Here is a 13,296-nt window from a genome sequence, read left to right on the forward strand (position 1 = left end):
GTCGGTGGGCAACAACTGAGGGAACGGCAGCGGATTGCGCGACCAGATCATCATCGCGAGCGTCTGCAGCAGGATCGACACACCGATGGCGGTGATCAGCGGCGCGAGACGCGGCGCGCGGCGAAGCGGCCGGTAGGCCACGCGCTCGATCGTGTAGCCGACCACCGAGCACACCGCCGCTGCGATGATCAACGCGATGACGAGCGTCAGCACATTGCCGAGGCCGGGAAAGTGGTTCTGCAGCACGCCTATGGCGGAAAGCGCGACCATCGCGCCCACCATCAACACATCGCCGTGAGCGAAGTTGATGATGCCCAGAATGCCGTAAACCATCGTGTAGCCCAGTGCGATGATGGCGTAGACACTGCCAAGCACCAGTCCATTCAGGATTTGTTGGACGAGGATGTCCATGTCTCTCCCACGCCTTTACGGCCTTTGACCTGTACGTACGAAACGAGCGACTTGGCGCCGCTCGTTAGCTGTTTTCCGAGGTCTTAACGGCGTTTAGCGGATCGGATTGAGGGTGTCGCCCAACACCCTGTAGACCGTCACAGGCGCATCTATCCACTCACCGGTCTTGTCAAAAGCTATCCGCCCGACCAAGCTAGAGAATTGCATTTGTTTAAGCACCGGCACGAACTTCTCGGGATCGGTCGAATTCGCGGCCTTGATTGCTTGTGCCACAACCATGGTTGCCGAGTAGAAAGCCGGTGAGTAGATATCGTTTTTCTCACCGAACTTCTCTTCAAATCTGGTCGCAAATTCGGGACCGCCCTGCAATGTCGCCAACGGCGAACCGCCTTGAGCGCAGTACCCTCGACCCTCCAGCGATCCTGCAGCGAGCTTCGGCATGTCTACAGAGCAGATCCCGTCACCTCCCATAATCGGAACCTCAAGCCCTAACTGCTTGGACTGTCGTGCGATCGAAGCAGCCTGTGCATAGTAGCCGCCATAGAAAATCACGTCCGGACGTTCGGCTTTGATATGAGTCAGGATCGCGTTGAAGTCAGTCGCCTTGTCGTTCGAATACTCTCGCCCGACAATCTCGACACCGTTCTTCTTCGCCGTGGCAGCGAACACGTCAGCGACTCCTGAGCCGTATGCCGTGCGATCGTCAATCACGGCCGCGTGCTTGGCATGCAACACCTTTGCTGCGTATTCGGCCATGCGCGCGCCCATGACATTGTCGTTGGCGGCCAGACGAAACACATAGGGTAAGTTCTGTTGTGTAATCGCCGGATTCGATGCCGCGCCAGTGATCATCGGAATGCGCGCATTGTTATAGATGCGCGATGCGGGAATCGTCACCCCGGAGTTGTAGTGGCCTATGACAGCCTTCACGCCTGAATCAACCAGCTTTTGAGCGACGGACACGCCCGTCTTCGGATCCCCTGCGTCGTCCTCCGACACCACTTCGAACGTGACTGGTTGGCCGTTGATCATCATCGGCTTTCGGTTCAGGTCTTCGACCGCGAGGCGGACACCTCGCTCATCGTCCTTGCCGAAATTCGACTGCCCTCCCGTCAAGGGACCTGCAACACCCACCTTGACGACTTCTGCTTCCGCAGTCATGCAGATAGTGAATAGGAATGCAGCGAACAAGGCCGTGGTCTTAATACCGTCCATAAATCTTTCTCCTCGCAGTGATCGATTGGCAACCGGCTCTCGCATCATGTGATCCGATATCCGCATTCAGTTCTGTGGAACACATGCGCTCGCAAAAGCCTGCGTATTCTTTTTGTTCAAATTTCAACGCGACATGCACACTCCCCAACACGTGCCCCTGCCTGTGCAGTCGGCAAGACCTGCACAGTTTCCAGGGAGGCTCCCTGGACCAGGTTAAGAAGAAATACGAAGGTTTGAATTGGATCGACGGGACAGAAGCAGCGGCTGGTCTCGAAGACCGGCACCATCGCGCAATCAAAGAACCGAGCATGACTATGAAAGGGCTCAGCCGAATTGGCTGCTCCTCGCCTTGACGGAACGCATCTGAGGCATGCGTTCGCCGGCGCACGCATGCGAGCGCGCATGCTCTACCTGGAGGATCTCGAGGTCGAGCGCCGCAGCCGTGTCAAGACAATCAAGCCGGCATACGTCCCAGGCGTGCGGGTTCGTCGACCTGGCAGCAGTGGTCAACCGGAATTCGCCCTTCAGTTGGCAGCAATGGCGTGAGGACTAGCGACCAAACATCGATTCGGAATGTGCTCCGTGCGAAGGGGAAGGTTTAAGGCGCAACGGATTCCGCTAAAAAGGTAAAGAGCCGGTCGAAGTTGCTGTGTGCCACGTTAAATCTTAGCCAGCCAGTCTTTACGCGTCCGCCGTAGAACAGATGTCCGGGCGCAAGCAGGATCTGCTTGTCTAAGGCACGCTCGGCTAGTTCCGCCGAATCCAGCTCGACTCCTGCCGGTCTCGCCCACACGAACATACCAGCCCCGGGCTCGCAAAAGATCTCAAATCCGATTGCTTCAAGCCGGCGACAGACTCGCTCCTGGGCGGTTGCGAGACGGTCTCTCAACTGTTCCGTCTGTTTGCGAAAATGCCCTTCTACCAGTATCGCGCTCACCAGCCGTTCAGTGACGGTTGGTGTTGACATACCCGACACCAGCTTCTGATAGAGCAGACCCTCAAGTATTCCAGCCTCTGCTACCACGAAACCGACGCGCAGACCCGCACCTATTGTTTTCGAGAAACTGCCAATATAAATGACGTGTTTCAGTTGATCCATCGATGCCAGCGTCACATGCGAACCTTGCACCAGATCGGCAGAGACGTCGTCCTCCACGATCACGCAGTTATAGCGTTCCGCAGCTTTCAGCAATTTGAAGGCCGTGGCCGAGCTGTAACTCGCGCCGGTGGGATTATGAAGTCGGCTATTCGTGAAGTAGACTTTTGGACGACGCGTTTCGAGAACCGTCTCCATGACGTAAGTGTCGGGTCCGGTAGGTGTCATCGGTATCCCAATGCTTTCAACGTCGCGCAACCGCAAGGCTACGAGCAGGTCGCTATAGCACGGTTCATCGACCATGACAGTGTCGCCCGGCTGAGTGAATTGCCGTATGACGAGGTCTAGCGACTGATTCGCACCCAGAGTCGTCATAACCCCGCCGACATCCACCTCTATTTCATAGTCGGATAGCTGTCGGGCTATCTGTTCTCGCAACGGTTCGTACCCCCTTGCGTGCCCGTAACCCAGCAGGCTTTCCGGCTGCAATGCGAGTTGTCTGAGCGCCCGCGCTAGACCATCGCTGTCGAACCACGGCTCAGGAAGCCAACCGGCTCCCGCGTATATCGCTCCTTCATTCGCGCCAAGGAAGTTTCGCAATAACCAGCCATTGGTAACCCTCTCATCGAGGTTTTCGGCGACCTTCCGCGGCGCGCTGTGGCACCGATCAGATACGTAAAAACCGGATCCACGTCGCGCTTCCAGTACGCCCTGCGCCACCAACCGATCATAGGCGTCGACGACAGTGAAGGTCGACACACCGTGCGCCGCGGCGAATGCACGGATGCTCGGCACGCGCGCACCGGCTCGCCAGCGCTTTTCAGCGACTTCATTCATCACGCCCGCGACGATCTGTACGGTGAGAGGCGTATCCGATTTGGAATCCAAGGTCAAAACGGGTTTCATCGTGGTCCCACAAAGAAGAACGCGGACGGACAACTGAACAGGTGTAGAGGCGCCCCGCCCTATACAGCTATTTCGCGGTCCCACCAAGTGTACATGTATCTGTGCAGGTCGTTTGCCTAAATTGATGGCCATCCCGCCCGACTCCGTGGCGATAACCCTGACTGTCTTCCCTCAGCATGAACAAGATACGAAATGCAAACGCGATCCTCACGCACGGCGACTTGTCCTCCCGGCGAGTCGTACTCGAGATTGCCGACCGGACACTCGAGAGGTTGGACAGCTACCAGCGGATCAGAAATATCATGCGCATGGAAGGCAACGTGTTGCATGTCGGAACCCGCTCATGGGATCTCTCGCTGAAGCGCAACGTGTACCTGATCGGGGCCGGCAAGGCCTGCAATCACATGGCGATGGCGGTGGATCACGTGTTGGGAGACTTCCTGACGCAGGGGATCGCCATCGTAAAGATTTTGGAGGAAACAGATCGATTCAACAGGACCGAAGTCTTCGTTGGTGGACACCCACTACCAAACGAAGAAGGGCACCGCGCATCCAGAAAAATTATCGAACTCGTCGATCAGGCGGGACCCGATGACCTGTTTATTGCTGTGATCAGCGGCGGCAGCTCAGCACTCATGTCATGTCCGATTGATGGCATTACCTTGCAGGATGAGATCGATACCACCGACGTGCTATTGAAATCCGGCGCGGGCATATACGAAATCAACGCGGTACGCCGTCACATTTCAGCCTTGAATGGCGGGATGCTGGCGAAGCGCATTCAGGAGGTAGGAGCCGAACTGATTGGATTCGGTATCAGCGATGCGGTGGGCTCGCCTGCCACGGGCGATATCGCTGTGCCCTATTCGGCCTATAAGAGCACGCCGATCGGTCCCGACATGACGACGCTGGACGATGCCCGCGCGACGATCGTCAATCGCAATGTTTCCGATCGCCTGCCTGCAAGCGTTGTCGATTATTTGATGAACGCAGGCCCTGAATCGGAAACGCCCAAAGCGTTTCCCGACAACACCTACTTCCTGATAAACACGCTGCCGGATTCCTGTATCTACGCCAAGCAAATTTGCGAAAAGATGGGTATCCCGGCCATGATCGTTTCATCCTTCCTTGAGGGTGAGAGCCGGGACGCCGGCACTTTCTTAGCTTCGATGGCGCGCGAGATCCAGACATATGGCAACCCGGTCAAGCCTCCGTGTGTGCTTCTTAGTTCCGGCGAAGTTACGACGCTGATCGATGACAACAGCGCGATCAAGGGCCACGGTGGCCCAGGCCAAGAAATGGCCGTGAGTTTTGCCATAACGGCCGCCAAGACACAGGGCGCTTGCCTGTTATCAATCGATAGCGAAGGCACGGACGGCACAGCAAATGTCGCTGGCGGTATCACCGATTCCACTAGCTTCAAGGCCGCGGCCGACAAGGGGATCAGTCTCTATCAAGCGCTGCGTGATCACAGTTGCTTCGAGGCTCTCGACTCGATTAATTCTGCTGTTTTTACCGGAAACACGGGCACCAACCTGTGCGATCTAAACATACTTTACGTTCCTGAACTGAAGGGGGGCGAGTAACATGGAAGACAGGATCGCATCCGTCCGAGCCCAGCAGATCATCGACTGCAAATGCCGCCCCGCTGTGGAAGTCGAGATACGTACCGAAGGCGGTGCGATCGGTCTGGGCGCCGCGCCCACGGGTACTTCGGTTGGCATGCACGAGTCATTTGTCCTGCGGGATAACGACCCGTCGAGCTACAAGGGGCTAAGCGTTCATAAAGCCGTCGACAACGCGGTCAACGTCATCGGCCCGGCGCTCACCGGCATGAACGTATTCGATCAGCGAGCCATCGACGAAAAAATGATCGCCCTCGATGGCACGCCAGACAAGAGGCAGCTGGGAGGCAATACGATTTACTCCGTATCCGTTGCGGCTTTCCGCGCTGCGGCGGCCGCGCTCTCGACTCCTCTTTACAAGCACATCGCAGGTGGCGACATCCGGACCGTGCCGGTTCCATGCTTCAACGTGGTCAACGGCGGGCGATACGATGGACTGACGCAGGCTTTCAATGAGTTCCTAATTGTTCCCTACGGCACTGATCGCGTCGATTCTTCCATCGAGATGGCGGTTGCCGTATTCCAGAAGCTCGCCGAAGTACTTACGGATTACCTGGGACATAAGCCACAAGTTGCCAGTTCCTACGGCTATGCTGCGCCGTCAGAAGACCCCGAAACGATCCTGGCACTGATGCAGAAGGCCGTTGATGAGTGCGGCTATACAGGCCGAATCGCCTTCGCGCTCGATTGTGCCTCGAGCGAGATGTACAACAAGGAGACCAATACCTATCTGCTGAAAGGCAAATGGGTATCGTCGGACGAACTGATCGCCTATGCCAGGTTCCTGACGGAGACTTTCCCTCTTGTTTTTATTGAGGACCTGCTCGACGAGAACGATTGGAGCGGCTACATCAAAGCAGTTCGCGAACTCGACCACACCATCGTTCTCGGCGACGACCTGACCGTGACCAACCCTGCCTTGCTTAAGAAAGCTTACGAACTCCGGGCCGTGGATGGTTTCGTACTCAAGCCCAATCAGGTCGGCACGATCACGGAGGCGTTGGACGCTTATCGATTTGCCGAAGAACACGGGATGATCGCGGTGCCATCAGGTCGCTCCGGTGGCGTCGTGAATGACGTCGTGATGGATTTCTCGGTCGGCCTCCGGGTTCCATTTCAAAAGAACGGCGCGCCGCGCTCCGGAGAACGCATCGAAAAGCTGAACTTTCTGATGCGTGCCAGTGCACGAAGCCCCGGTTGCCGCCTCTATGACATTTCGCCACTTCTTCGGTTTTGACGCGCTTCTGCCGTCGGATGCCTGCCGACATACCATCAAACCCCTTCGAATGGGAGACTCAAATGTATCCGAAAATCGACTTTCTCTATCTTTCAGAGCCGGACATGATCGCAGCCGGCGTACTGGATGCAGCGCAATGTGTTTCTGTATGCGAGGAGACTTTCAGTCTTCTTGGCAACGGCGATTACCTCATGGGCGGCGCCAATCACAACAATCACGGCATGAACATCGTCTTCCCAAAAGAGACGAAGTTTCCGAACATGCCGGTAGCGGGACCGGACCGGCGATTCGCCGCAATGCCCGGCTATCTCGGTGGACGTTTCGATGTCTGCGGCAATAAATGGTATGGGTCGAACCATGCCAATGCAGAGAAGGGATTGCCGCGCTCCATTCTGACCATGATGCTCAATGATAAGGACACAGGGGCCCCACTGGCTCTTATGTCCGCGAACCTTCTGAGTGCCGCACGAACCGGGGCTGTGCCTGGCGTCGCAGCAAAGCATCTGACCAACAAGGATTCGAAGACCGCGTCGGTCATCGGCTGCGGCCCGATCAACAAGGCCTGCCTAACTGCGATCATGACCCAACTCGACGCGATCGAGAAAATCATCTGCTTCGACGTCTTCCTGGACAAGGCGAACGAGTTTGCCAGCTGGGTTGAAGAAAAGTACGGCATCAGCGCCATCGGCGTCGACCAGGCTGAGCAAGGCTTCCGTGATGTGGATGTCATCACGGTCGCAGCCTCGCGCCTGAAGCCGCTTTACTTCAAGGATGAGTGGATCAAGGAAGGGGCAACCATTCTGGTGTCGGGACCATTCAATACCGACGATTCTTTCCTGACCAATTGCAAGATCGTCTTCGATCACACTCCCCTGCAAGAGGCGTACGTCGAGGACGCGATCGCGTCGGGGAACAAGGACGCCTACTACAGCGGTGTGATCGGCGGGCCGTTCTACCGGTTGATCGATGCCGGCAAACTGCCCACGCTAGCGGATTCGACTGGTCTGGGTGACGTCGTCAATGGCAATAAGCCCGGTCGGGAGAGCGCGAAGGAACGGGTGATTTTCATTGCCTGCGGCATGGCTGTTTTCGACATCAGTTGGGGCTTCGAAATGTACAGGAATGCAGTGCGGCAGGGAATTGGCCAATCGCTGAATCTCTGGGAGAAGCCCAACTCATTGTGATTCGCGCCAAAAAAGCTAGCGCAGGTTCAAAGGGGGCTACCGGCCGCATCACCCCGATGCTTCCCGGGGCCAGGCGAGATTGTAGCGGCCATCACGTGCCGCACGATAAAAATAGCGTTCTCTGTTATCGCTGTTTCCTCGCGGGTTCGCCTGTCCAGGATATGGTCATGTGAGGGTACCGTGGTGACCGACCGTTTGGCATGCCGCCGAACTGGCGGTAGGAAAAGTGACGCAGGAGCGAGGACGTCGAGTTCTCTCAACGCATTCCTCGCGCACATTTTTGCGTGTCTACGGTCGCTTCGAACTCCAGAAAATCTCACCATAAGCCTTTTGTGCGAAGCGAAAATGTGACTGCCTTCGGCCACTTTCAAAAAGCTCAAGGACGGAGAAGCAGCCTAAGGAGGGTCTGCAAAAGTCCTGGCGTCGACGTACGGGTGGACTATCCTGGGAGATAGGAACGTTCAAGGGGTTCTTCGATGACGCAACTTGGTCTTGGTCCGGATTTGTCAACGAAACGTACACGCAAACGGCAATTTCTCGATGAGATGAGGCGCGTTGTGCCATGGTCGAGGTTGATTGCGTTGATCGAACCGCACTATCCGAAGGGTAAGACTGGACGGCCGCCGTTCCCGATTGCGACGATGCTGCAGATCCATTGCACGGCCAGGAAACAAATGTGTACGCTGACGCCGGCTATCAGGGTATTGAAAAGCGCTGCAAGGCAAACCCGGTTCGCTGGCATGTCGGGATGCGGCCACGCAGGCGTAGACAACTGGACCTGAACGATCGTCTGGACGCGATATTCGACCAGATTGATCGCCTGAAGGCCGGCATTCGCGCCAAGGTCGAACATCCGTTCCGAGTCCTCAAACAGCAGTTTGGCTACACGAAAACCCGATACCGGGGTTTGATGAAAAACACCGCCCAGATCACAACACTATTTGCGGTGGGCAACCTGTGGATGGCACGCAAGGCTTTGCGAAAAGCTTGAAATGCCTGGAAATTGAGGTTACAAGTCTCGGCAAACAGGGGGGCGTCGCGGTTCAAAAGCCGGGCGACCAACCTGTCAGCAGATTCTCATGGCTGATTCGGTTCAAGTGGCAAAAGATCGACGCTCTGAAAACCAGTTGTGCAGACCCTCCTTAGTATTCTTTTTGCCAGCGGCCCTTCCTATAGCGCCAGACGCATGGTTTTCCGTTTAGTGAAAATGGTGGGGCACCCTCACCCCGCCGGAAACGGATAGCGCGGTCCCCATATACTCGATCTCGTCTATCACCATTTGCACCTGATAAGCCGGCTTGGACCCAAGCAGCGGCGCCTCGACGAACAGAACCGCCATCAGGCCGAAGAGGCATTCCAGGTCGGAGCAACTGGACTTGCTGGGTATGCCGTCCAGAATACCCGCGGCCTTCGCGGCCGAATTGAAATCGGCCTGGTCTGCGGGATCTGTTATCACAGCTGCGGCCAACCCGCAGAAGATCGGTAGGAATGCCTTAAGCCTGCGATGAGCGCCTTCCGGCGTGAATGCCTTGCCGGGTCGATGTGATGGAAACCGCTCCGCCGGGCATTATTCTGTTTTGCGAAGATCCGGCCGCGCCTTTTATTGAGCCTTCGCCAATTTCAGTGGAATATCGAACAGCGCTTCTGCCATGGAGCCTCCTCGTTGAAGATGGATCGCCCGTAAGGGCGGCGAAGCTGCGAAGCTCGACCGATCCCCTTCGATTCCGCAGACGCCGTCCGTGCGTCACACGGCGTTCTTGGGTCTGATCGTGTAGCGCAGCATCCTTTCGCGCGATGCTTCGAGCAGCCGCGTCATCGCGGCGGACGCAGCCTGTGCGTCGCGAGAAACGATCCGGCGACGCACGGCGTCGTGCAGTTCGATATCTTCGCTGGGCCGCGCCGCCTGCCGCAGCAGCATCTCCGACGACACCCGCAACGCCGCCTTGATCGCACTGCCGATCGTGATGAACATGCCGTTCTGCGACATCGCGATGATCGCCATATGAAACTCCAGCACCGCCTCGCTCACCGCCCGCACATCCGACTGCGCCGACGGCGATGCATACGCGCTGGCCAGCTCGCGATAGCGGCGCTCGATTAGCTGAAAGTCGTCGTCACTGCCGTGCCGCGCCGCCAGAAAGCTCGCGCGCGGCTCGAAGCAAAGGCGCATCTCGAAGATGTCCTCGACGATCTTCGAATCGAACTGCGCGTTGAGCCGCCAGGCAAGCACGTCACGGTCAAGCAGATTCCAGTCCGAGAACGGCAACACGCGCGTGCCGATCTTCGGCGTCACTTCGATCAGGCGCTTGCCGGTAAGCTGTTTGATCGCCTCGCGCACCGTCGTGCGACTCACGCGGTACTCGGTGCACAACTCGCTTTCGACAGGGAGCAGATCGCCCGGGCCGAACTCGCCCGAGACGATCCTCATGCCGACGATCCGCGCGACCTGCGCGGTCATCGTCCCTACGACGGGCTCACGCTCGAACATCACCCCTCCTTCGTAGACGTCCCGTGCGAGCCATCTAGCCGCGCTTGGCCGCGGTCGTGACAATCACGTTCCACGAGGCGGGCTTCAGACGCGCCGTCAGTTTCTCGCCATCGACCGAGACATTCTCGTTGGTCGCGGGAGCGACCGTCAGCGGCGCCTCACGCGTATTCACCGCCTTCATGTTCGGGTGGTGAAGTTCGAGCGCGTGATCGAGCGTGCGCTCCACGCCGAGGCCGCGCAATTCGATGCTGAGGTCCATCTCGTCGGTCAGGTGCCGGTTCAACGCAAAGATCGTCGTGGTGCCGCTCGCGCGGTCGTCGACCACGGCGGCGCACAGGTAGGCGATCTCAGGGAAGGTTTCGGCCGCGTAGGCCGGCGATTCGATCACCGGCTTGAGCACGCGGCCGTGCCCGAACTTCGATGCCTGCGAGAACGGATAAAAGATAGTCTGTCGCCAGGCGGCGCCGCCCGGCTCGGTCATGATCGGTCCAATCACGTTGACGAGTTGCGCGAGGCACGCCGTCTTGACGCGATCCGCGTTGTTCATCATCGTGATCAGCGCGCCGCCGACCACCAGCGCGTCCTCGGCGTTGTAGACCTCCTCGATCAGGCGCGGCGCGGTTGGCCAGCCCGGCTTGCGCAGATCGTTGATCGTGCGGGCCTTGTACCAGACGTTCCATTCATCGAACGACAGCATGATGCGTTTGGTCGAATGCTTGCGTGCCGCCACGCTGTCCGCGACGGTCACGATCTCCTTGATGAACAGATCCATCACGTCGATGTTGCCGAAGAATTCAGCGGTCGAGTCATGACGGTTTTCGAAGTACGTATGCAACGAGATGAAATCGACCTGATCGAAGCAGTGTTCGAGCACGCGATCTTCCCACGCGCCATAGGTCGCCATCTCGTGGTTCGACGAGCCGCACGCCGCGAGCTGGATGGTGGGATCCACCGCGCGCATCAGCTTGGCCGTTTCGAGCGCGGCGCGACCGTACTCGTCGGCGGTCTTGCGGCCGATTTGCCAAGGCCCGTCCATCTCGTTGCCGAGGCACCAGAACTTGATGTCATGCGGCTTCGCATAGCCGTGTTCGTGACGCAAGTCCGACAGCGTGGTGCCGCCAGGATGATTGCAATACTCGACGAAACGGCGCGCTTCATCCGGTCCGCGTGTGCCGAGATTGACGCCGTACATCGGCTCGATATCGAGCTCGCGGCACCAGTCGATGAATTCGTTGGTGCCGAACTGATTGGTCTCGACCGAATACCATGCGAGATCAAGCCGCTTGGGCCGCTGCGCTTTCGGGCCGACGCCGTCCTCCCAGTTATAGCCTGACAGAAAGTTGCCGCCGGGATATCGGACGATGGTCGGTCCGAGTTCGCGCGTGAGCGCCATCACGTCTTTTCGATAGCCACGCTCGTCCGCGTCGGGGTGATCCGGTTCATAGATGCCGGTATACACGCAGCGGCCCATATGTTCGACGAACGTGCCGAACACGCGCCGGTCAAGGTCCGCGACGACGAAATCCCGGTCGACGACAAGGCGGGAAGCAATCATTGTGATAGGTCCTGTGGAAGATGCCTGCGCGTGCCGCCCGATGCGGCACGCAGGCTATTGAGTTCGCTTGGTTTCGATCGAATTCGGTCGAGTTTGCGCCAACCGCGCGGCCACTACCTCGACAACAGCTTGTTGACACGGTCTTGCGCGTCTTGCTCGACTGCGGCAATCGGCTTGCCTGAGGTCAACATATTGCTGACCTCGCTGCCGACGATTTCCTGAATCGCGAACTGACGCGGCACCGTGTTCGGCAGCGCATAGCCGGTGGACGAGATCTCCTTGATCTCCGCCCGGTGCGGCAATGCGTTGAACGCCGCACTATCGATCACCGACTGGCGGGCCGGCAGATGCCCGGTGCGGGCCCAGTCGGCGTCGTGGTCATAGAGGAACTTGAGGAACACGAACGCGGCATGGCGGCTCTTTTCATCCTTGGCGCCGCCCTTGAGCATCACCCATGAGTGGCCATCGGCCCACACCGCCTTCTTCTGGAACAGGTTGGGGAACGGCACGACCTCGTAACCATTGTTGGCAAGAGGCGAACCCGTTTTCTTCGCCAGGTTGGTCAGGTCCTCGATCACCCATGTGCCGCAGATCAGCACGCCCGCGTTGCCGTTCATGAACGCCTGATTCGCTGCGCCGTAGTCGAGGTTCGGCGTGATGTCGCCCGCCTTCATCAGCCCATCCAGCAATTGCAGTGCATTGGTAACGGGCGGGACGCGCGGATCGATTTTTGTCGGGCCTGACGGAAAGAGCGTGCCGTTCTGCTGATAGACCATCGTGTACAGCGAGCGGGTCTGCGCGGCGCTCTCGTTGGCGATCGGCATGGCGAGATACGGCAGGCCGGTCTTGTCCTTGAACTGCTTCGCCTGTTTGAGCAGTTCGTCAGGCGTGGTTGGCAGGATCGGCTTGCCGCTCGCGTCGATGAGACCCGCTTTTCTGAACAGATTGATGTTGATGTGCCAAAGCCACGAATGCGTATCGAACGGCAATGCATAGGTTTTGTCGTCGAACGTGACACCGCGACGCGCGTGGCCCGTGAAGTCCTTTGTATCGATCCCCACCGATCTGAAGCCGTCGTCAAGCGGTTCGACGAGCTTGCGCTTCACATAGTCGCCGATTACCGCTTCGTGCATGACCGAAATCGTCGGCACGTCGTGACTCAGAATGCGCGCGTCGATCTGCGTATAGTACGGACCCCATTCAATGATCTGCGGCTTGACGACGATGTCTTCCTTGTTCGTCGCATTGAACTGATTGACCAGCGTCGTGATGATTCCGCACTCCCCCGTGGCCTTGTTCACGTCATTCACATTGCCGTATTCAGCGTCGCAGGCGCCGAAAAAGCGCGACAATGTTATTTCGGTTTTGGCGTGGGCCGGCGCTGTGAGGCCGACCGCCAGACCCAGCAAGGCAAGCGAAAGCGCACCGCGTACGAGCGATCTTTTCATGATTGTCTCCGATGTCGATGGGAGTTAGTGTTTAGCACCTACTCCCATCCCATCAAACGATGTCGATGGGAGTTAGTGCTTCAGCACCCGCACCCTTATTGGTCAACGTCTTGACCGGTTCTTCCCAACAT

At 57.9% G+C, this 13,296-nt stretch carries 10 protein-coding genes and 2 pseudogenes; 5 read left to right on the forward strand and 7 right to left on the reverse strand.

Going from position 1 to position 13,296, the window contains the following annotated elements; all coding sequences use genetic code 11:
- From LJ655_RS27630 to LJ655_RS27640, 3 genes are all read right to left on the reverse strand, one after another.
- The coding region (locus tag LJ655_RS27630; protein ID WP_230564347.1) for a branched-chain amino acid ABC transporter permease at positions 1–411 on the reverse strand (411 nt) is incomplete at its 3' end.
- Positions 412–504: 93 nt separating this feature from the next.
- Positions 505–1,626: a branched-chain amino acid ABC transporter substrate-binding protein gene (locus tag LJ655_RS27635; protein WP_230564348.1), complete on the reverse strand. Its 1,122-nt coding sequence runs from the start codon at positions 1,624–1,626 to the stop codon at positions 505–507.
- Between the two features lie 598 nt (positions 1,627–2,224).
- Positions 2,225–3,628 carry an aminotransferase-like domain-containing protein gene (locus LJ655_RS27640; protein ID WP_230564349.1) on the reverse strand — a complete coding sequence of 468 codons (1,404 nt, stop codon included), beginning with the start codon at positions 3,626–3,628 and terminating at the stop codon, positions 2,225–2,227.
- A 176-nt stretch (positions 3,629–3,804) separates the two neighbouring features.
- On the opposite strand from LJ655_RS27640, the gene LJ655_RS27645 reads away from it, so the two are divergent.
- From LJ655_RS27645 to LJ655_RS27660, 5 genes and pseudogenes are all read left to right on the forward strand, one after another.
- A complete protein-coding gene (locus tag LJ655_RS27645) occupies positions 3,805–5,214 on the forward strand; it encodes a glycerate kinase type-2 family protein (RefSeq protein WP_268991742.1) in 1,410 nt (469 codons plus the stop codon).
- A gap of 1 nt (position 5,215) precedes the next feature.
- Positions 5,216–6,490 carry a phosphopyruvate hydratase gene (eno, locus tag LJ655_RS27650; protein ID WP_230564351.1) on the forward strand — a complete coding sequence of 425 codons (1,275 nt, stop codon included), beginning with the start codon at positions 5,216–5,218 and terminating at the stop codon, positions 6,488–6,490.
- Positions 6,491–6,552: 62 nt separating this feature from the next.
- The gene (locus LJ655_RS27655; RefSeq protein WP_230564352.1) at positions 6,553–7,674 is read left to right on the forward strand and encodes a tyramine oxidase subunit B; all 1,122 of its coding nucleotides are present in this window, start codon (positions 6,553–6,555) and stop codon (positions 7,672–7,674) included.
- Between the two features lie 476 nt (positions 7,675–8,150).
- Positions 8,151–8,357 (forward strand): annotated as a pseudogene (locus tag LJ655_RS30430) (transposase); the annotation flags it as partial.
- Positions 8,300–8,665, forward strand: a pseudogene (locus LJ655_RS27660) (transposase); the annotation flags it as partial. The pseudogenes LJ655_RS30430 and LJ655_RS27660, both read left to right, overlap by 58 nt.
- Positions 8,666–8,872: 207 nt before the next feature.
- Here LJ655_RS27660 and LJ655_RS27665 read toward each other — a convergent pair.
- The 4 genes from LJ655_RS27665 to LJ655_RS27680 form a co-directional block, all read right to left on the reverse strand.
- Positions 8,873–9,142 (reverse strand): hypothetical protein, encoded by a 270-nt coding sequence (locus LJ655_RS27665; protein ID WP_230564353.1) that lies wholly within the window; start codon positions 9,140–9,142, stop codon positions 8,873–8,875.
- A 276-nt stretch (positions 9,143–9,418) separates the two neighbouring features.
- Positions 9,419–10,162 carry a FadR/GntR family transcriptional regulator gene (locus LJ655_RS27670; RefSeq protein WP_230564354.1) on the reverse strand — a complete coding sequence of 248 codons (744 nt, stop codon included), beginning with the start codon at positions 10,160–10,162 and terminating at the stop codon, positions 9,419–9,421.
- Between the two features lie 34 nt (positions 10,163–10,196).
- Positions 10,197–11,717 (reverse strand): arabinosylfuranosidase ArfA, encoded by a 1,521-nt coding sequence (gene arfA / locus LJ655_RS27675; RefSeq protein WP_230564355.1) that lies wholly within the window; start codon positions 11,715–11,717, stop codon positions 10,197–10,199.
- A 113-nt stretch (positions 11,718–11,830) separates the two neighbouring features.
- Positions 11,831–13,165, reverse strand: coding sequence for an extracellular solute-binding protein (locus tag LJ655_RS27680; protein ID WP_230564356.1), 1,335 nt, complete (start codon positions 13,163–13,165; stop codon positions 11,831–11,833).
- Between the last annotated feature and the right edge of the window lie 131 nt (positions 13,166–13,296).

Source organism: Paraburkholderia translucens, assembly GCF_020881035.1.
GTDB lineage: Bacteria > Pseudomonadota > Gammaproteobacteria > Burkholderiales > Burkholderiaceae > Paraburkholderia > Paraburkholderia translucens.

Coding starts and splice junctions, on each gene's coding strand:
- LJ655_RS27635 (WP_230564348.1), bottom strand. CDS start 1,626: ATGGACGGTATTAAGACCACGGCCTTGTTCGCTGCATTCCTATTCACT.
- LJ655_RS27640 (WP_230564349.1), bottom strand. CDS start 3,628: ATGAAACCCGTTTTGACCTTGGATTCCAAATCGGATACGCCTCTCACC.
- LJ655_RS27645 (WP_268991742.1), top strand. CDS start 3,805: ATGAACAAGATACGAAATGCAAACGCGATCCTCACGCACGGCGACTTG.
- eno (WP_230564351.1), top strand. CDS start 5,216: ATGGAAGACAGGATCGCATCCGTCCGAGCCCAGCAGATCATCGACTGC.
- LJ655_RS27655 (WP_230564352.1), top strand. CDS start 6,553: ATGTATCCGAAAATCGACTTTCTCTATCTTTCAGAGCCGGACATGATC.
- LJ655_RS27670 (WP_230564354.1), bottom strand. CDS start 10,162: ATGTTCGAGCGTGAGCCCGTCGTAGGGACGATGACCGCGCAGGTCGCG.
- arfA (WP_230564355.1), bottom strand. CDS start 11,717: ATGATTGCTTCCCGCCTTGTCGTCGACCGGGATTTCGTCGTCGCGGAC.
- LJ655_RS27680 (WP_230564356.1), bottom strand. CDS start 13,165: ATGAAAAGATCGCTCGTACGCGGTGCGCTTTCGCTTGCCTTGCTGGGT.